The organism is Serratia sp. AR11, assembly GCF_056376275.1.
On sequence record NZ_CM150739.1, the window covers coordinates 5,289,493 to 5,308,841 of the forward strand.

Annotated in this window: 18 protein-coding genes, 2 tRNA genes and 1 rRNA gene; 3 read left to right on the forward strand and 18 right to left on the reverse strand. The window is 56.2% G+C overall.

All coding sequences use genetic code 11. The features are described from left to right. The first annotated feature begins 146 nt into the window (after positions 1-146). On the forward strand, positions 147-1,031 hold the full coding sequence (gene ilvY / locus ACSOSI_RS24945) for an HTH-type transcriptional activator IlvY (RefSeq protein ID WP_041418826.1): 885 nt from the start codon (positions 147-149) through the stop codon (positions 1,029-1,031). Here the strand turns inward: ilvY and ACSOSI_RS24950 are convergent. From ACSOSI_RS24950 to ACSOSI_RS24995, 10 genes are all read right to left on the reverse strand, one after another. Then, on the reverse strand, positions 1,026-1,727 hold the full coding sequence (locus tag ACSOSI_RS24950; RefSeq protein ID WP_135344816.1) for a DUF2461 domain-containing protein: 702 nt from the start codon (positions 1,725-1,727) through the stop codon (positions 1,026-1,028). The two genes, ilvY and ACSOSI_RS24950, sit on opposite strands and share 6 nt — an antisense overlap. A 22-nt stretch (positions 1,728-1,749) precedes the next feature. After that, positions 1,750-2,328, reverse strand: coding sequence for a hypothetical protein (locus tag ACSOSI_RS24955; RefSeq protein ID WP_261133072.1), 579 nt, complete (start codon positions 2,326-2,328; stop codon positions 1,750-1,752). Positions 2,329-2,386: 58 nt separating this feature from the next. Beyond that, a complete protein-coding gene (locus ACSOSI_RS24960; RefSeq protein WP_476706317.1) occupies positions 2,387-2,782 on the reverse strand; it encodes a hypothetical protein in 396 nt (131 codons plus the stop codon). Positions 2,783-2,895: 113 nt separating this feature from the next. Continuing rightward, positions 2,896-4,440, reverse strand: a complete 1,545-nt coding sequence (gene ilvA / locus ACSOSI_RS24965) for a threonine ammonia-lyase, biosynthetic (protein WP_012147430.1) — start codon at positions 4,438-4,440, stop codon at positions 2,896-2,898. 5 nt (positions 4,441-4,445) lie between these two features. Further along, entirely contained in the window at positions 4,446-6,296 is a 1,851-nt protein-coding gene (ilvD, locus tag ACSOSI_RS24970; RefSeq protein WP_012147431.1) for a dihydroxy-acid dehydratase, read from the reverse strand. A gap of 105 nt (positions 6,297-6,401) precedes the next feature. After that, the gene (locus ACSOSI_RS24975) at positions 6,402-7,328 is read right to left on the reverse strand and encodes a branched-chain amino acid transaminase (RefSeq protein ID WP_012147432.1); all 927 of its coding nucleotides are present in this window, start codon (positions 7,326-7,328) and stop codon (positions 6,402-6,404) included. Positions 7,329-7,350: 22 nt separating this feature from the next. Next, complete coding sequence (gene ilvM / locus ACSOSI_RS24980; protein ID WP_012147433.1) at positions 7,351-7,608, reverse strand: acetolactate synthase 2 small subunit; 258 nt, start codon at positions 7,606-7,608, stop codon at positions 7,351-7,353. Then, entirely contained in the window at positions 7,605-9,251 is a 1,647-nt protein-coding gene (ilvG, locus tag ACSOSI_RS24985; RefSeq protein ID WP_261139706.1) for an acetolactate synthase 2 catalytic subunit, read from the reverse strand. Before ilvG ends, ilvM begins: the two co-directional genes overlap by 4 nt. 142 nt (positions 9,252-9,393) lie before the next feature. Then, a complete protein-coding gene (gene ilvL, locus ACSOSI_RS24990) occupies positions 9,394-9,492 on the reverse strand; it encodes an ilv operon leader peptide (RefSeq protein WP_015962288.1) in 99 nt (32 codons plus the stop codon). Positions 9,493-9,625: 133 nt separating this feature from the next. Next, a complete protein-coding gene (locus tag ACSOSI_RS24995; protein ID WP_476706318.1) occupies positions 9,626-10,858 on the reverse strand; it encodes an MFS transporter in 1,233 nt (410 codons plus the stop codon). A 341-nt stretch (positions 10,859-11,199) separates the two neighbouring features. On the opposite strand from ACSOSI_RS24995, the gene ACSOSI_RS25000 reads away from it, so the two are divergent. Beyond that, positions 11,200-12,723 (forward strand): YifB family Mg chelatase-like AAA ATPase, encoded by a 1,524-nt coding sequence (locus ACSOSI_RS25000; protein WP_476706319.1) that lies wholly within the window; start codon positions 11,200-11,202, stop codon positions 12,721-12,723. A gap of 27 nt (positions 12,724-12,750) precedes the next feature. Here the strand turns inward: ACSOSI_RS25000 and ACSOSI_RS25005 are convergent, their stop codons facing one another. Continuing rightward, positions 12,751-13,089: a MaoP family protein gene (locus tag ACSOSI_RS25005; protein WP_012147437.1), complete on the reverse strand. Its 339-nt coding sequence runs from the start codon at positions 13,087-13,089 to the stop codon at positions 12,751-12,753. A gap of 119 nt (positions 13,090-13,208) precedes the next feature. On the opposite strand from ACSOSI_RS25005, the gene hdfR reads away from it, so the two are divergent. Then, positions 13,209-14,036 (forward strand): HTH-type transcriptional regulator HdfR, encoded by an 828-nt coding sequence (hdfR, locus tag ACSOSI_RS25010; RefSeq protein ID WP_026142584.1) that lies wholly within the window; start codon positions 13,209-13,211, stop codon positions 14,034-14,036. Positions 14,037-14,040: 4 nt separating this feature from the next. Here the strand turns inward: hdfR and yjfF are convergent, their stop codons facing one another. From yjfF to rrf, 7 genes are all read right to left on the reverse strand, one after another. Continuing rightward, positions 14,041-15,033, reverse strand: coding sequence for a galactofuranose ABC transporter, permease protein YjfF (gene yjfF, locus ACSOSI_RS25015; protein WP_012147439.1), 993 nt, complete (start codon positions 15,031-15,033; stop codon positions 14,041-14,043). After that, positions 15,030-16,031, reverse strand: a complete 1,002-nt coding sequence (gene ytfT / locus ACSOSI_RS25020) for a galactofuranose ABC transporter, ATP-binding protein YtfT (RefSeq protein ID WP_041418828.1) — start codon at positions 16,029-16,031, stop codon at positions 15,030-15,032. The genes yjfF and ytfT overlap by 4 nt, the downstream gene beginning before the upstream one ends. 17 nt (positions 16,032-16,048) lie before the next feature. Then, positions 16,049-17,563, reverse strand: coding sequence for a galactofuranose ABC transporter, ATP-binding protein YtfR (ytfR, locus tag ACSOSI_RS25025; protein ID WP_261278602.1), 1,515 nt, complete (start codon positions 17,561-17,563; stop codon positions 16,049-16,051). Between the two features lie 23 nt (positions 17,564-17,586). Continuing rightward, positions 17,587-18,543 carry a galactofuranose ABC transporter, galactofuranose-binding protein YtfQ gene (gene ytfQ, locus ACSOSI_RS25030; protein ID WP_476706320.1) on the reverse strand — a complete coding sequence of 319 codons (957 nt, stop codon included), beginning with the start codon at positions 18,541-18,543 and terminating at the stop codon, positions 17,587-17,589. 319 nt (positions 18,544-18,862) lie between these two features. Continuing rightward, positions 18,863-18,938: transfer RNA gene (locus ACSOSI_RS25035), tRNA-Trp, on the reverse strand. Positions 18,939-18,991: 53 nt separating this feature from the next. Then, positions 18,992-19,068, reverse strand: a tRNA-Asp gene (locus ACSOSI_RS25040). Positions 19,069-19,162: 94 nt separating this feature from the next. Continuing rightward, positions 19,163-19,278: ribosomal RNA gene (gene rrf, locus ACSOSI_RS25045) — 5S ribosomal RNA — on the reverse strand. Positions 19,279-19,349: the final 71 nt, after the last annotated feature.

Sequence of the window (19,349 nt, forward strand, 5' to 3'; positions counted from 1 at the left end):
GGGTATCGATGTTATTTTCATTCCCCGCCCTGTCTGTGCGGAGATTCGTTAAACTCAATGTATAACAGGAAACGCGTTGCTTAAATTGATATATTACGAATGTGACATTGCAATTTATGCAACACTCTTGCTGCGAGCGTACTGATATGGATTTGCGTGATTTAAAGCTATTCCTCCATCTGGCTGAAAGCCATCACTTTGGCCGCACCGCCAAGGCGATGCACGTCAGTCCTTCGACGCTGTCCCGCCAGATCCAACGGCTGGAAGAGATCCTCGGGCAGCCGCTGTTTTTGCGCGATAACCGCACCGTACAGCTCACCGACGCCGGTGAACAGTTAAAAGATTTTGCCCAGCAGACGCTGCTGCAATACCAGCAACTGAAGCATTCTCTGGGCCAACATGGCCCTTCGCTAAGCGGCGAATTACGGCTGTTTTGCTCGGTTACCGCCGCCTACAGCCACCTGCCGCCGATCCTCGATCGCTTCCGCGCACAGCATCCACTGGTAGAAATAAAACTGACCACCGGTGACGCCGCCGATGCGGTCGACAAAGTGCAGTCCAACGAAGCCGATCTCGGCATTGCCGGGCGGCCCGAAACCCTGCCCACCAGCGTGGCGTTCACTAAAATCGGTGAGATCCCGCTGGTGCTGATTGCTCCGGCGCTGCCCTGCGCGGTACGCAGCCAGGCGTTTGCCGAACAACCCGACTGGGCCAATATTCCGTTTATCCTGCCGGAGCACGGCCCGTCGCGAAAACGCATCGAACTGTGGTTCCGTCGCCAGCGCATTACCAACCCGCTGATTTACGCCACCGTTGGCGGCCACGAGGCCATCGTTTCGATGGTGGCGCTGGGCTGCGGCATCGCGCTGATCCCCGGCGTGGTGGTGGACAACAGCCCGGAGCCGGTGCGTAATCGCATCTCGCAACTGGAGAATATTTCCATGGTCGAGCCGTTCGAGCTGGGGGTCTGCGTGCAGAAAAAACGCCTCAGCGATCCGCTGATCGACGCTTTCTGGCGCTTACTTTCATAAATCCGCTGGATCGACTTGCTTCATCGCCTCCACCTGCATCAGCCAGTGATAGAGCGGTTCCAGTTGCAGAAAACCTTGCGCCAGAGTCTGCACCAACCCGGCGTTGAACAACTTTTCCACCTGACTGTCGGTCGCCATCACCGCAAAGGATTTGCGGTTGTACCAGGTGGCGATTTCTGGTGCCTGCTCTTTCACTAACGGCCGCTTGTAGCTTTCACCCACCAGCTCGAACGGTGGCCGGCAGCAGGCCGCGACCTCCAAAAAGGGCTGCGGTCGGCGTTGCAGCGTATGGCGAAACAGATCCATGGTCGGTTTGTTGGCGCTGTAATAACCCAGCCCGTAACGCAACATGTCCGGCCCCAGTTCGAAGAAGTAGACCGGCGCGTCCTTCCAGTCTTTGCTTGGCCGTTTGAACGTCAGCCACATGCGGCTGCGGTAGCGCGATTTGTCGTGGGAAAAACGCGTGTCGCGATGAATGCGCGACAGCGTTTTGCCGATCGCCGGCCGGGTCTCGAACAGGGGATCGATCGCCAACATCGCCGGGCTCAGTTCGGCTACCAACGTACGGAATGGCGTTAATAGTTCACGATCGTAAACGTCACGGTTGGCCTCAAACCATTCCTTGTCGTTCTCAATGCGCACCTGCTGAAGAAAATTCAGGCCCTGCTGGCTAAAACCATTAAATTGCTGCGTCATGTTCCTTCCCGTAACAAGCTTTCTAGCGGGGGTTATGCATGGCTTCCATCTGCCAACGGCGCTTTAGAAAAACGCGCCGGCGCGTCCTGAAATAGGCAACATACAGATAAAACACCGCCCGGTTACTGAAAATAATCCCGCCAATGCAGGCACACAGCAACATCAGGCCATTGGCAATACCGGTGATGTTTGCTGCCCAGGCCACTACTGCACCGACCAAAAGCGCGGCCAGCATGCCAAGATAATATTTCAGCAATACTACCCCTGTGTTTTTACCCTGAACCAGGTGAAACAGGACAAGCGTCATCCACACGGCCATGATGGCGCCGCTGCCTAATAAGGTGGCAGCAGAGGCACTGCCGGTTACCGCAAGGGCTATATCGGCCAATAGCCCCATGGTTCCCGCCAACCCCAGCGTAAGACAAATTAGCAGCAACATGACATTGCCCACGCCCGGCGGCGACAAACGCTGCCCCGGCGTCAAAAAATGTTGCTCAAGCTGCGCATCCACGCCGGCATATACCGCCGGATCCCGCTGCAGGATTTGCTGTTCCATTTCTCGCCCTTGAGATATCAGGCGGTTAATCATCCAGTCCGACATTACCTCACCATCTGCGGTAATTTTTGCATGATCCCAACAAAATATTGCCCCGTTTCCTTCACATTAGCAGGCGAGGACAAAGTGCCGCTGATACCGCTGCCGAAGCCAGTTCTTTGCCGACGTTCGGTTTGGTCAAAGCCTCAGACAGGGTATTGGTTGCCGCGGTACGTGAAGTATGCGCAACGGTTTTGGTGATCACCACGTGGGTGACCTGTGAGGACGTTGAGTAACCGGTATGTTTGGTCGGCCTGACCAAATACGAATTTTGGCCGTCAGAAAAAATAATCCCCACCCCATGAAAAGCGATACTGCAATCCAGGGAGTCTTGCAAGGCTTGTAAATCAATATCCCGATACATTGCCTGCACATTGCCGTTACCGAGCATTCGAGCGAACTCGGCGCTGGTTAATTGATCTTCGGGAGAACCAAATGGCGAAGAAAAAGCCGTTGTCATTGTCGCGCATCCCTATACGTCAAAAGTCTTGGCAGTATAAAAATGCACAACAAAATCACAACAACGCAACCTATAAACTGGCTTATAGGTCACGATTACTTATGTATTTCTTATCAACCCTGCAAAAAGAAGCGGAACGCCGGGTTGTCGGTTTCATCGTGGCAGTCATAGCCCAGCGCCTGCAGGTGCTGCTCAAACTCGGGTTCGGTCTGCGACAGCTCAAAACCTGCCAGCACGCGGCCAAAATCGGTGCCGTGGCTGCGGTAATGGAACAGTGAAATATTCCAATGGGTGCCCAACGTCTGCAAGAACTTCAGCAGTGCGCCCGGTGACTCCGGGAATTCGAAGCTGTACAGACGCTCGCGCAACGGCTTCGAAGGACGTCCCCCCACCATATAACGCACGTGCAGCTTGGCCATTTCATCGTCGGACAGATCCACCACCTGATAACCATCGGCCTGCAGTTCATCGATGATTTCCAGACGTTCGGCATGGCCGCGCGTCAGGCGGACACCGACGAAAATACAGGCGTTATCGGCATCGGCGTAACGGTAGTTGAACTCGGTCACCGAGCGCCCGCCCAGCAGTTGGCAAAACTTCAGGAAGCTGCCTTTCTGCTCAGGAATGGTGACCGCCAACAGGGCTTCGCGTTGTTCGCCCAGTTCGCAGCGTTCCGACACGTAGCGCAAACCGTGGAAGTTCAGGTTGGCGCCGGACAACACGTGCGCCAGACGTTCGCCCTGAATATTGTGCTGCTGCACATACTTTTTCAGCCCGGCCAGCGCCAGCGCACCGGACGGCTCGGCAATGGCACGCACGTCTTCAAACAGATCTTTGACCGCGGCGCAGATAGCGTCGCTGTCGACGGTGATCACGTCGTCCAGGTATTCCCGACACAGGCGGAAGGTTTCGTCACCGATGCGCTTTACCGCCACGCCTTCGGCGAACAGCCCAACGCGGGCCAGATCCACCGGATGTCCGGCATCCAGCGCCGCGCGCAGGCAGGCGGAGTCTTCCGCCTCCACGCCGATCACCTTAATCTGCGGCATCAGTTGCTTGATCAATACCGCCACGCCCGCCGCCAGACCGCCACCGCCAACCGGTACAAACACCCGATCAAGATGCGCGTCCTGCTGCAGCAGTTCCATCGCCAGCGTGCCCTGCCCGGCGATCACCGTTGGGTGGTCGAACGGCGGCACGAAGGTCATGCCCTGCTTGAGTGAAAGCTCTATCGCTCTGGCCTTGGCTTCATCAAAGTTGGCGCCGTGCAACAGCACCTCGCCACCAAAGCCGCGTACCGCATCCACTTTGATGTCTGCGGTGGTCACCGGCATCACGATCAGCGTTTTGATCCCCAGCCGTTTGCCTGAATAGGCCACGCCCTGCGCATGGTTGCCGGCCGAAGCCGTCACCACGCCGCGCGCCTTTTGCTCTTCGTTCAGGCTGGCGATCATCGCGTAGGCCCCACGCAGCTTGAAGCTGTGTACTGGCTGACGATCTTCGCGCTTCACCAAAATAGTATTGCCGAGCCGCGAAGAGATTTTGCTCATGGTCTGCAACGGGGTGACCTGAGCCACCTCGTAAACCGGCGAGCGGAGCACCGCTCGCAAATACTCCGCGCCACAGGGGGCGTCGGGTAGGGGTTGCGATACCGCCATGATGCTTAGCCTCCCAGCTTGCTCTTGTCGCGTACTGCGCCTTTGTCCGCGCTGGTCGCCAGTGTGGCGTAGGCGCGCAGAGCGAAGGAAACCTGGCGCTCACGGTTTTTCGGTGTCCAGGCCCGATCGCCACGTGCCAGTTCAACTTCGCGGCGTGCCGCCAGTTCGCTGTCGCTGACATCCAGCACCATGCTGCGTTTTGGAATATCGATGTCGATCATGTCGCCGTCTTCGATCAGCGCAATCAGACCGCCGCTGCCCGCTTCCGGAGAAACGTGGCCGATAGACAGACCCGAAGTCCCACCAGAGAAACGACCGTCGGTGATCAGCGCACAGGCCTTACCCAGGCCCATGGATTTCAGGTAAGTGGTTGGATAGAGCATTTCCTGCATGCCCGGCCCGCCCTTCGGCCCTTCATAGCGGATCACCACTACGTCGCCGGCAACCACTTTGCCGCCGAGGATCGCTTCTACCGCGGTGTCCTGGCTTTCATACACTTTGGCCGGGCCACGGAAGGTCAGGTTGTCTTTATCCACACCGGCGGTTTTCACAATGCTGCCGTCCAGTGCCATGTTGCCGTACAACACGGCCAGGCCACCTTCCAGGCTGAAGGCATTTTCCAGCGAACGGATACAGCCTTCTGCGCGGTCATCGTCCAGCGTGTCCCAGCGGCAATCCTGCGAGAACGCCTGGGTGGTACGGATACCCGCTGGCCCGGCGCGGAACATTTTCTTCACCGCTTCGTCCTGAGTCAGCATGATGTCGTACTGGTTCAGCGTTTCCGTCAGCTTCAGGCCCAGGATGTTATCGACGTCGCGATTCATCAGACCCGCACGATCCAGCTCACCCAGAATCGCCAGTACGCCACCGGCACGGTGTACGTCTTCCATATGGTATTTCTGAGTGCTTGGCGCCACTTTGCACAGGTGCGGTACCTTGCGCGACAGACGATCGATATCTTCCATGGTGAAATCAATTTCACCTTCCTGAGCCGCCGCCAACAGGTGCAACACGGTGTTGGTCGAACCGCCCATGGCGATGTCCAGCGTCATGGCGTTTTCGAATGCGGCCTTGTTGGCGATGCTGCGTGGCAGTGCGCTTTCGTCGTCCTGCTCGTAGTAGCGCTTGGTCAGCGCAACGATGCGTTTACCGGCGTTGAGGAACAGATCCTTACGGTCAGCGTGGGTCGCCAGCAGCGAGCCGTTGCCCGGTTGGGACAGGCCCAGGGCTTCGGTCAGGCAGTTCATCGAGTTGGCGGTGAACATACCGGAACAGGAGCCGCAGGTCGGACAGGCGGAACGTTCGATCTGCGCGCTGTCGGCATCGCTGACGTTCGGGTTGGCGCCCTGGATCATGGCGTCGATCAGATCCAGCTTGATTATCTTGTCGGAAAGCTTGGTTTTGCCGGCTTCCATCGGGCCGCCGGAAACGAAAATCACCGGAATATTCAGGCGCAGTGACGCCATCAGCATCCCTGGGGTGATCTTGTCGCAGTTGGAGATACACACCATCGCATCCGCGCAGTGGGCATTCACCATGTATTCAACCGAGTCGGCGATCAATTCGCGCGACGGCAGGGAATAGAGCATGCCGCCGTGGCCCATGGCGATACCGTCATCCACCGCAATGGTGTTGAACTCTTTGGCGACGCCGCCTGAGGCCTCGATCTGTTCTGCAACCAGTTTGCCCAAATCACGCAGGTGCACATGGCCCGGAACGAACTGGGTAAATGAGTTGACCACCGCAATAATGGGTTTGCCAAAATCGTCGTCGGTCATTCCGGTCGCGCGCCATAATGCGCGGGCACCCGCCATGTTGCGGCCGTGGGTGGTGGTGGCGGAACGGTACTTAGGCATGCTCTTCACTCCAAATGTATTTATTACAGGCGGCGAACGAACCGCCTGGATATTCTTATCTGTCTGTCGATTTACCCGTTGCCTTTCAGGTTGCGGGTAAGGATTTTATGGATTTACCGGATCCAGCCAACCATATTTGTCTTCGGTCTTACCGGTAAACAGGCCAAAGAACGCCTGTTGGATCTGTTTGGTCACCGGGCCGCATTTACCAATGCCGACCTTGATGCCGTCAACGCTGCGAACCGGGGTAATTTCTGCGGCGGTACCGGACATGAACACTTCATCGGCCAGATACAGCGACTCGCGCGACAGCACTTGCTCACGCACTTCGAAGCCCATGTCTTTCGCCAGCTTGATGATGGCATCGCGGGTGATACCCGGCAGCGCGGAAGAGGTAAACGGCGGGGTGAACAGCACGCCGTCTTTCACTTCAAACAGGTTTTCACCTGCGCCTTCGGAAATATAGCCGTGCACATCCAGCGCGATCCCTTCCTGATAACCGTGGCGGCGCGCTTCACTGCCCACCAGCAGGGAGGAAAGATAGTTACCGCCGGCCTTGGCCGCGGTTGGGATGGTGTTTGGCGCCACGCGGTGCCAGGACGAAACCATCGCATCGATACCTTGATCCAGCGCCTCTTCACCCAGGTACGCGCCCCAAGGAAACGCCGCGATAATCACGTCTGTTTTGTAACCTTCCGGAGGGTTAACCCCCATGCCGACGTCACCGACAAACACCAATGGGCGAATATAAGCGCTGCCCAGATTATTTTTACGCAGCGTGGCGCGGCAGGCTTCCATCAGTTCATCAACGCTTTGCGACACCGGCATACGGTAGATTTTTGCCGAGTCATGCAGGCGTTGCATATGCTCACGGTGACGGAACACCACCGGGCCTTTATGGGAGTCGTAGCAACGGACCCCTTCAAACACCGAAGTGCCGTAGTGCAACGCATGCGACATCACGTGCACTTTGGCGTCAGCCCAAGGAACCATCTCACCATTGAACCAAATGTAATCGGCTTTCTTCGTCATTGTTATTTATCCTTCTCGCGCATCAGGCGCGTATTTGTTGTGATGTTTGTTGCTGGATCTCAACGCAGGAGACATCCATCAGTTTGCTCAACTGAGATGACAGTAGATCCACCGGGCGCTGGCTGGCAACGGTCAATTCAATATTAATCTTGTCGGTATTTGCCGCCGTTGCCATATTCATAGCACAAACCTGAAAGCCACGATGACGCACGACACGCAATACGCGCTCTAACATTTCAGGGCGAAAACGGGCCTGGATCGAGAGTTGATGCTGCATCATGATATTTTCTCCAACATGGTTTCGTTACCGGCACCCGGCGGCACCAGCGGCCAGACGTTTTCAAGCTCATCGATCGACACATGCAGCATGTAAGGCCCTTCGCTGTTGAATAAGGCGTCGAGCGCGTCTGCTACCTGGTCTTTACGAGTAATACGCTGGCCGGGGATGCCAAAGGCATTGGCCAACATCAGGAAATCGGGGTTATCGGAGAGATTGGTTTCGCTGTAACGCCCGTCAAAAAACAGCTGCTGCCACTGACGAACCATTCCCAAACGCTGGTTATCCAGCAAAACGATTTTCAGCGGTAACTGTTTGCGTTTGATGGTACCCAGCTCCTGCACATTCATCATGAAAGAACCGTCGCCCGATACGCAGACCACCGTATCCTCCGGGCGGGCCATCTGGGCGCCAACCGCGGCCGGCACACCAAAACCCATGGTGCCCAAACCGCTGGAGGTGATGAAATTCTCCGGGCGTTCAAAGGTCATGTGCTGCGCGGTCCACATCTGGTGCTGGCCCACGTCGGTGGTGATTACGCTGTTGGCCGGCTTGCGCTCGGACAGCTGCTTCAACAACAGCGGCGCGTAGATCGGCTGGCCTGGATGGTCATAACGCCAGGTATGGGTTTCTTTCAGTTCAACCACTCGCTGCTGCCAGGCTGCGATCTTCAACGGCTGCTGCAATGCCGGTAACAAGGCTTTCAAATCGCCCTGCAGCGCCACGTGCGCCTGGCGCAACTTGCTCATTTCCGCCGGGTCGATATCCATGTGGATCACCTTGGCGTGCGGGGCGAAAGCATTCAGTTTACCGGTTACGCGATCGTCAAAACGCGCGCCAACGGCAATCAACAAATCGCACTCCTGCACCGCCAGGTTGGCGGCCTTGGTGCCGTGCATTCCCAGCATACCGAGGTAGTACGGCTGCTCAGCGTCCGGTGCGCCCAGCCCTTTCAGCGTGGCAACGTTGGGCATTTGGGTCACCGCGATGAACTCTCGCAGCGCCGGTACCGCCTGCGCCATGCCAACACCGCCGCCGACGTACAGCATCGGCTTGTGCGCCTGCGACAGCAATTCAGCGGCCTGCGCCAGCTCCGCAGCCGGGTAGTGCAGTTCTTCCTCTACCGGCATTAGGTGCGGGTGTAATTCGCCGTGCGCCAGTTGGATGTCTTTCGGGATATCGATCAGCACCGGGCCAGGACGACCGCTGCTGGCGATGGCGAAGGCTTCCGCCATGATGCCCGGCAGCGCATCCAGTGATTCCACCAGGAAGCTGTGTTTGGTGCAGGCCAGCGACAGGCCGAGGACATCGATCTCCTGAAAGGCATCGGTGCCAATCAGTGCGGAGCCTACCTGACCGGTGATCGCCACCAGCGGAACAGAATCCAGCAGCGCATCGGCCAGGCCGGTGATCAGGTTGGTGGCGCCGGGGCCGGAAGTGGCGATACAAACGCCGACCTTACCGGTTGAACGGGCATAGCCAATGGCAGCCATCGCGGCGCCTTGCTCGTGGCGGCACAGCAGGTGTTCCACCCCACCGTCATACAATGCATCGTAGACCGGCATGATTGCGCCACCCGGGTAGCCGAATACCGTATCAACCCCCTGTGCACGCAATGCTTGTACTACCCACTGAGCCCCGTTCATAGTTATTTCCCCGCCTTACTTCGACAACTGCAGGATTTTGTTCTGTTATTCATATTGTTATCCTCGTTTCACTTTTCTCTTGCCAATAAAAAACCCCCGGACCTTTCGGTGCGGGGGTTCTCTTGCGATTCCGGCTTGTTTTCTAAGCCATTCTTCGTCCAAGTGCAGCCCCGCACGGTGGGATAATAATCACCACCACGCTAATCACGACTAGGCTAATCACTTGGGCAAAGGCTTTCATAATAGGTTTGTTCACTGTGCTCGTTTCGAACTAATGCCTACAGAGGTACCATAGTCCCGCGCGGCATGACAACACTTTTTTTGCGTTATTATTCGGCGCAATCTGGTCATACCTCGTGCAAAATGCCCGGATTTCAAACGTTAGCCTGCACGCCCGAAGAGTTAACCTCACCCGAGATTGCCTTGCCGCGCGTGTCCTTGCCAAAGAACACCAGTAGCGCAATGACAATCGCCACCGTGCCGGCAATAATCGCCATCGCCAGGCCATAATTATGGCCGTGATGCTCGGCTATCGTCGCCTGCAGCGTGGCGTTGACCGAAGCAATCAGGTTACCCAACTGGTAAACAAACCCTGGCAGCACCGCACGGGTATGGGCCGGTACCAGTTCGGTGAGATAAGTCGGTATCACGCCCCAGGCGCCCTGCACCATGAACTGCATCAGGAAGGCGCCAATCCCCAGCATCAACGAGCCGCTGGAAAATGCCCACAGCGGGATCACCGGCAAGGCCAATAACGCGGCAATGATAATTGCCTTACGGCGACCAATTTTTTCCGATAGCGCACCGAAGAAAACACCGCCGATAATTGACGCGATATTGTAGCTAATAGCGATGATACTGACGGTTTTAGGATCGAAACCGTGCTGAACTTTCAAAAACACCGGATACATATCCTGGGTGCCGTGCGAGAAGAAATTGAATGCCGCCATCAGTAACACCAGATAGCCGCACAGCTTCCAGTGGCTCTTAAGCACCGGCAGCAGGGCGCTGCTTTCCTTGCGTTCACGCGCCGCCAACCACACCGGCGACTCCTGCACGCAGTAGTAAATAAACGGCAGCAGTAAAATTGGTGCCGCCCCGATCACAAACATGCCGCGCCAGCCAATCACCTCAAACAGCAGGCCATACACCACCGCCGCCAATAGATAACCGAACGGGTAACCGGCCTGGAAAATCCCCGACATCAGGCCACGCGAGCGATCCGGAATGGTCTCCAGCGCCAGCGACGACGCCACGCCCCAGATCCCGCCCATCGCCACGCCGTACAGCACCCGCAGTAACAGGAATACCGTCAACGACGGTGCCGCTGCGGACAACAGTTCAAAGATCGAGAAGAACACGATATTCAGCATCAAAATCGGTTTGCGGCCGTATTTTTCCGCCGCCCGGCCGAAGATCAGTGCACCAATCGGTCGCACCGCCAGCGTCAGCAAGATAGCCAGCGTCACCTCCTCCATGCCGACATGGAAAGATTGCGCGATATCGCTGAGCAGAAAGACCAGCACGAAAAAATCGAAAGCATCAAGCGTCCAGCTTGAAAAGCTGGCGATGGCTGCATTGCGTTGCAGCGGGGTCCAACCAAACATAGTGTTATCCCTACTCTGGAATACGAGGTCATGAGGTTTAGCGGCTGCCGCAGCGGAAGGCGACGGCGGTCGGAGTTTGTTAACGAAGTGATTTTTATTTTAATCAATTGTTAAATACACCCATTCCCCCTCTCACTGCAACTTGGTTAGCTTGCTAATTTGTTGCAGCATTCACGTATTTGTTAAGGGGTATTGCCGCAACTTGCGCAGTGCTGCACAAAAATCCGTTATCCCTATGAAATTCATTGTTTTAATTGCGGCTTTCCACGCAAACATTCCAAGGTTACCGCGCCCTGCCAGGGCCTTTGCCGCATCATGTTGCCTACAGCAAGGAGAGCAATATGTCACTGGCGGTTATCTATACCCGAGCCACGCTGGGCGTTCAGGCCCCTTCGGTTACGGTGGAAGTGCATATCAGCAACGGGCTACCCGGTCTGACCATGGTCGGCCTGCCGGAAACTACGGTGAAAGAAGCCCGCGATCGGGTACGCAGTGCGTTGATCAACAATGGCTTCACCTTTCCCGCGCGGCGTATCACCGTCAATCTGGCACCGGCCGATTTACCCAAGGAAGGTGGGCGTTATGACCTGCCGATCGCTTTGGCGATCCTCGCCGCCTCCGAACAGTTACCGGCCGATAAGCTGGCTCGTTATGAGTTCCTTGGGGAGTTGGCGCTATCCGGCGCACTACGGGGAGTCAGTGGCGCGATACCCGCCGCGCTGGCCGCAATGGATGCGGGCAGGCAGTTGATTCTGGCTGCCACCAATGGCCGGGAGGTGGGGTTGATTACCCAGAGCGAAACCCTGGTGGCAGAACACCTGCTGGAGGTGTGCGCCTTTCTGCTGGGTAAAGGGGACTTACCGATAGCCAGCGCGCCGCCGGCAATGGAGAGCGCGCAAGAACCTGCCGACCTGCAAGATATCCTGGGCCAGGAACAGGCTAAACGGGCGCTGGAGATCGCCGCGGCCGGGGGTCACAACCTGCTGCTGGTCGGCCCACCGGGAACCGGGAAAACCATGTTGGCCAGCCGTTTGAATGGCCTGCTGCCCCCGCTGACCGAACGAGAGGCACTGGAAAGCATCGCGGTAGCCAGTCTGCTGCATCATCCTGCACAAGCGCTGCCATGGCGACAGCGGCCGTTTCGCGCACCGCATCACAGTGCCTCGATGGCCGCGCTGGTCGGCGGTGGCTCACTGCCGCGGCCGGGTGAGATATCCATGGCGCACAACGGCGTGCTGTTTCTTGATGAGTTGCCCGAATTTGAAAGACGAGTGCTGGATGCCCTGCGTGAACCCCTGGAGTCCGGCGAAATAGTCATTTCTCGCGCTACGGCCAAGGTCTGCTTTCCGGCCAGAGTGCAGCTAATTGCCGCCATGAACCCCAGCCCCACCGGGCATTATCAGGGCATGCATAACCGCGCGTCCCCACAACAGATCCTGCGCTATCTCGGGCGGCTTTCAGGGCCGTTTCTCGATCGCTTCGATTTATCGATTGAAGTGCCACTGCTGCCACCGGGCGTGCTGAGCAAACGACGCATCGCCGGTGAAAGTAGTACTCAGGTACGAAAGCGGGTGCTGCTGGCACGCGAAAGGCAGCTCAACCGTGCAGGGAAGATCAACGCCCTGCTGAATAATCACGAGGTAGAGCGTGATTGCGCATTGAGCGAGGCGGACGCAGATTTTCTTGAGACGACGTTAAATCGATTGGGATTATCGGTTCGCGCCTGGCAGCGGATTTTAAAAGTGGCTCGCACCCTGGCGGATTTAGCAGGAGATCGGGATATTGATAAACGCCATTTGAGCGAAGCGCTGGGCTATCGCAGTATGGATCGCCTGTTGCTGCAGCTGCACCGCAGCCTGGAGTAAAAATGGGGCCCAAAGGCCCCATCGTTATCAATCGTCGCTGTCGGTGTAATCTTCCACCGCATCAGCCTGCGGCTTGCCGCCGGACAGGGTATGGAATTTTTTCGGGCGGCGTGTGCGCACCAGATATTTAGCCCATACTTTTTCCTGCTCGGTAACCGGCTCACGCTCACCGTGGCACACTGCGACGAACAACTGTTCTTCTTCAGTGACCGGCTGACGTTTGCCCGCGTCCAGCTCATTGAACGCATACCCGAAACGCTCTAGCAATTGCGCTTCTTTAATGGTGAAATCGCCGTGACGGGAGAACCCGCGAGGATAATGTTTATTATCAAAAAAACGACTGGTCGTGGTGAAGCTATCCGCCATCTGACACGCTCCTAATTCTCTCATGGCCGTGCTGTTTATGGCGCGGAGTATTAGATAGGCTTGACATTGTGTAAAACAAAACATTTAAATCTTAACGATAAAAATTTCTGGAGATGGGTGTGGATACCGAATTACTGAAAACCTTTTTGGAGGTCAGTAGAACGCGTCACTTTGGCCGAGCCGCAGAATCCTTGTACTTAACGCAGTCCGCCGTTAGTTTTCGTATCCGCCAGTTAGAAACCCAATTGGGCGCGAATTTATTCACCCGACATCGTAACAATATCCGTCTGACGCCAGCAGGGGAGCGGCTTCTGCCCTATGCTGAGAGCCTGATGACCACCTGGCAATTGGCGAAAAAAGAGGTGGTGCGTTCGCTGCAGCATACTGAATTGTCCATCGGTGCCACCGCGTCATTGTGGGAAGCTTATCTGACCCCGTGGCTGCAATCGTTGTACCAACAACGCGAGGCATTACAGCTGGAAGCCAGGGTGGCGTTACGGCACTCTTTGGTAAAACAGCTGCATGAAAGACAGCTCGATTTGCTCATCACCACCGAGCCGCCAAAAATGGATGAACTGGCCAGCCAGCTGTTGGGCAATTTCTCGCTGCGGCTGTTCTCCTCCACCCTGCGTGATAAACATGCGCCGATGCCGTATATCAAGCTGGAATGGGGGGCGGATTTTCATCAGCAGGAGAGCCGTATGCTGGAGGGGGATAATTTGCCGGTACTCACCACAACCTCCGCACATCTGACCCGACAACTGCTGGAAACCACCGGCGGCTGCGCCTTCCTGCCCAGTCAATGGGAGAAGGACTACCCGCAGTTGGCCGCCATTGCCGACATCCCGCCGATAATCCGCCCGCTGTATGCCGTTTGGCTGCAAAATAGCGATCAGCAGCCGCTGATCCGGCAACTGCTGAAAATACCTTTAAATACTACGGCATGAGGCGTTATAACGGCGTTAAGCGAGGATGCCGGGGTTTGGTTCGTCTACCGAGCCAAAACGCGCTCATCGCCTTCTGAAGGCCGATAAAGCCGAACAACAGAATGCCGATGACAATTTTGGTCCACCAGGAGCTAAGCGTGCCGTCGAAAGTGATGTAACTCTGTATCAGCCCCTGGATCAGCACGCCGAACAGCGTGCCTAATACGGTGCCAACCCCACCGGTCAACAAGGTGCCACCAATCACTACCGCAGCAATGGCATCCAGCTCGACCCCGCTGGCCGCCAGCGCGTAGCCCGCTGAGGTATATAACGAGAAAATAATCCCGGACAACGCAGCCAGCGTGCCTGAGAGCATATAAATCAACACCGTAGTCCGTTGCACCGGTACGCCCATCAGCGCCGCAGACACCCGATTACCGCCGATGGCGTAGACGTTGTGGCCAAATCGGGTGCGATGCGCCAACACTATGCCGACCGCCACCACCATTAGCATCACCAACGCCAGCAGCGTGAAACGGCCGCCGCCCGGCAGTTTCCAGGCGTAGTTCGCCAGCGTGGCATACAACGGGTGATCAATGGGAATCGACTCTTCCGAGACGATAAAACTCATGCCCCGCACGAAGAACATTCCGGCCAGCGTGATGATAAACGCCGGTAGCTTCAACACATCGATGATCCAGCCCATCAGTGCGCCAAACGATGCCCCCATCAGCAGCGCAATAACAAACGCATAGCCCGGGGCAATACCGTAGGTTCCGATCAATTTGGCCAATAGCACCCCGGTGAAGGCGATCACCGAGCCGACCGACAGATCAATACCGCCGGAAAGGATCACAAACGTCATGCCTACCGCGACAATGCCAAGAAAGGCGTTGTCGGTCAGCAAGTCACACCACACACGCGTTGAGGCAAAGCTGGGGAACTGAGTAAGGCAAAAACCATAGCCCAGGAGGAACACCAGGACAGTCATCAACAGTGGCAGATTACGCTTGATCATGGCCTTTTTCTCCTAAGCAGTTGACGCAACGAAACGCTGGGTGATTGCACCATCAGCACCGCCAGCACCACGATCGCTTTCAGCACCAGATTAAACTCCGGCCGATAGCCGGAGAGCAGAATACCGGTATTCATCCCCTGAATAATTAATGCCCCCACCACCGACAACAGCAGGTTAAAACGCCCCCCCAGCAATGAACCGCCGCCGATCACCACCGCCAGGATCGCATCCAACTCCAGCCACAGCCCGGCATTGTTGGCATCTGCACCCCGGATATCCGCCGTGACTATGATCCCGGCCACCGCAGCACAGAGCCCGCAGATCACATATACCGCCATCACCACCCAGCGCGTACTGACCCCCGCATTGCGGGCCGAACGCAGATTGATGCCCACAGCCTCGATAAACAGCCCCAGCGCCGTTTTACGCGTCAGCAGCCAGATCAACAGCAGCATCACTGCGGCAATGATCGCCGGCAGCGGCAAATACATCAGCGCGCCGCTACCAAGCCACGCCAACCCTTCTCGTTCAAAGGTAACGATTTGTCCTTCGGTGATCAGTTGTGCAATGCCACGACCGGCCACCATCAGCATCAGCGTGGCAACAATCGGTTGTATCTGCAGTACCGCCACCAGAAAACCGTTCCACAAGCCACACAGCGCTCCGGCCGCCAAAGCAGCGGCCAGCACGTACCCCAGCGGATAACCGGCACTGGTCAAGGTTGCGGCCGTGGCACCGGCTATCGCCATCACCGCCCCCACGGAAAGGTCGATACCCCCGGTGGCGATCACTAACGTCATGCCCAATGCCAATAACGCTACCGGCGCGCCACGGTTAACGATGTCGATCACGCTACCAAACAGTCGGCCGTCCTGAATGTGGATGGAAAAGAAATTCGGGGCGACCAGGCTGTCGATCAGCAAAATCACCGCCAGCGCCCCCAGTTGCGTTGCCCCAGCGGGGAACACCCATCTGACCTTGCGTGGCCCACCGGACATGGAAAAACTCCTGAGGTTCATTCAACCCCCTGTTGCGCGGCAATCGCCTGCATGATTGCAGGCACCGTAATGGCGTCATGTTCAAGCTGCGCCACGTGCTTTCTGTCGCGTAGCACCAAGATACGATCGGCATAGCCCGCCAGCTCTTCCAGTTCGGAAGAAATCACCAGCAGCGCCAGCCCTTCATCACAGAGTTTTTCAATTAAACGAATGATTTCAGCATGTGCGCCAACGTCTATTCCGCGTGTCGGTTCATCCAGGATCAAAAAACGCGGTTTGGTCGCCAACCAGCGGGACAGCAACACTTTCTGCTGATTGCCACCGGAGAGATATTGGATCTGCTGTTCCGGCCCCGGAGTACGGATGCCCAGCAGTTGGATATAACTCTCGGCAATGCGGGTTTGTTCCCGCAGCGATAAGGGTTTTAACCAACCGCGTTGCGCCTGCAGAGCCAGAATGATGTTTTCCCGCACCGTTGCAGCGCCGACAATCCCGTCGGTTTTACGATCCTCAGGGCAATAGCCGAAACCGAGACTGGCCGCTTTACGAGGCGTACGGATGTTCACCGTACGTCCCCCGACTTTGGCACTACCGCTATCACGAGGTTTGATGCCGAATATCAGCTGAGCCGTTTCCGTGCGCCCCGATCCCAGTAGGCCGGCCAGGCCAACTATCTCGCCCGGACGTATTTGCAGATCGAAGGGTTCAACCATACCGCGCCGCCCGTAACCACTGAATTCGACCAGAGATGGCGCCTCAGTTAGCCCGTGCTCACCGCGTTTGAGCAGCGATTCGTCAAAGGCATGGCCAAGCATCATCTGTACCAATTCCAGGCGCGGTAAATCAGCGGTAATCTTGGTCCCCACTAACTTACCGTTGCGCAGTACAGTGATGCGATCGCAAATGCGGTAAACCTGATCGAGGAAGTGGGTGACAAATATCATCCCCATGCCCTGGGTGCGGAGCTGGCTGAGAATACCCAGTAGCATGCTGACTTCTTTAGCATCCAGACTGGCGGTTGGCTCATCCAGGATCAGGACTTTCGCTGACAGGTCGACCGCCCGCGCGATAGCGATAATCTGCTGGATCGCAATGGAGTAATTGCCCAATGGCTGGCTGACATCCAACTGTAATCCATACCCCAATAAAAGCTGTTGGGCCTGGTGCAGAAGCTTCTTTTGATCGACCAAACCGAAGCGCGTTGGCTCACGGCCAATGAACAGATTGGCCGCCACCGAGATATTCGGCAGCAGGTTAACCTCCTGATAGACCGTACCAATCCCCAGCACTTGCGCCTGTGCGGTGCTCTGTGGGGCGATTGCGCGCCCCTCCAGCAGTATCTCACCGGCGGAACGCTGATAGACCCCGGTTAACGCTTTGATTAACGTGGATTTTCCCGCGCCATTTTCACCCAGCAACGCCATGATCTCTCCGCGCTGTAACGTGATATCGACCTGCTCCAGCGCTTTAACGCCAGGAAACTCAACGGATAATCCCTTAATCGCCAATAACGTGGTCTGAGATGTGTCCATCTTCTGTCCCGCCGGTAAGTGGATTAATAACCCATACTTTTCTTCAGCTCGAATTCCTGTTTCGCGGTATCTGGCTGCAGCAGTTTCGATTCAGTCTGGATAAACTTCGGCGGCTGAGTGCCATCTTTCTTCATCGCCAGCAGCGCATCAAACGCCGGGCCGGCCATATTCGGCGTCAATTCGACCGAGGCATTGGCTTCACCATTCATCATTGCTTTGAATATGTCAGGCACACCGTCGATAGAGACAATTTTGATCTGTGAGCCCGGTTTTAAACCCGCCTCTTTGATTGCCTGAATAGCACCAATCGCCATATCGTCGTTATGCGCATACACCGCACAAATATTTTTGCCGTTTTGCTCGGCCTTGATAAAGCTTTCCATCACTTCTTTGCCCTTGCTGCGGGTAAAGTCGCCGGATTGCGAGCGGATGATTTTAACGTTGGCAGCGGTGGCTATGCCGTCGGCAAAGCCTTTCTTGCGGTTAATGGCGACGCTGGAGCCCACGGTCCCCTGCAGTTCCACCACGTTACAGGGCTTGCTGGCGACCTCTTTCACCAGCCACTCTCCTGCGACTTTACCTTCATGCACGCTGTCGGACGCCACGGCTGCGGTATACAACGAGGGATCGTTCACTTCGATCATCCGGTCGAGCAGGAACACCGGGATCTTGGCCTCTTTGGCCTCTTGCAGTACCGGAGTCCACCCGGTGGCGACTACCGGTGCAATGAAAATGGCATCAACACCCTGGGCGATGAAGGATCTGACCGCTTTGATCTGGTTTTCCTGTTTTTGCTGCGCATCGGCTATTTTTAACGTAATACCGCGTTTTTCCGCTTCCTGTTTCGACACCTTGGTTTCGGCAGAACGCCAGCCCGATTCCGAACCAATCTGAGAAAAACCGACGACCAGCGGTGCCGCCTGTACCGTACTTATCAATGCGCCAGTGATGGCGGCCGCTAACAGCAGACGTTTAATCATGTTTGTGTTCTCCCCGCACTGCCCAGGCATCAGGCGGCCTCAGGCAGTGGTAACTGTTGTTGTGTATGCTGCATATTTTTCTGGTGAAGTGGGTATCCAAAGACTCGGACACCCATTAGGTGTAGTCGAAAATCAGGCAGGAATAATGAGCAGCATCACATCACGGGAGAACAACCATTTTGTACATGGATCCAGCTAAAAATGTATAAATTTGGAACAGTTTTGGCAGGGTTTTTAGGCAATTTATCAGAGGAATAGCGAAGATTTGGGAAAGTTGAAAGCAAAAAAAACCCTTCGCTTTCGCAAAGGGTTTCTAATATGGCAGGGGCGGAGAGACTCGAACTCGCGACACCCGGTTTTGGAGACCGGTGCTCTACCAACTGAGCTACGCCCCTAAATCATGCTTAACATTATGCCTGCTAAAGTTAGCAGGCATAATTTAAATAAGTGGCGGAACGGACGGGGCTCGAACCCGCGACCCCCTGCGTGACAGGCAGGTATTCTAACCAACTGAACTACCGCTCCACCGGTTCTTTCACGTTACATCTTTCGATGTGGCAAAATCGCGCTTGGCGATCCTGCTCATTACCGGGTGTCAAACCGATAACGTTTAATTGATGCCTGGCAGTGTCCTACTCTCGCATGGGGAGACCCCACACTACCATCGGCGCTACGGCGTTTCACTTCTGAGTTCGGCATGGGATCAGGTGGGACCACCGCGCTATTGCCGCCAGGCAAATTCTGTTTCATTCTTGGCCGTTACCTCAGTAACCACCAGAACCAATCTCGGAACATCGCTGAAAATC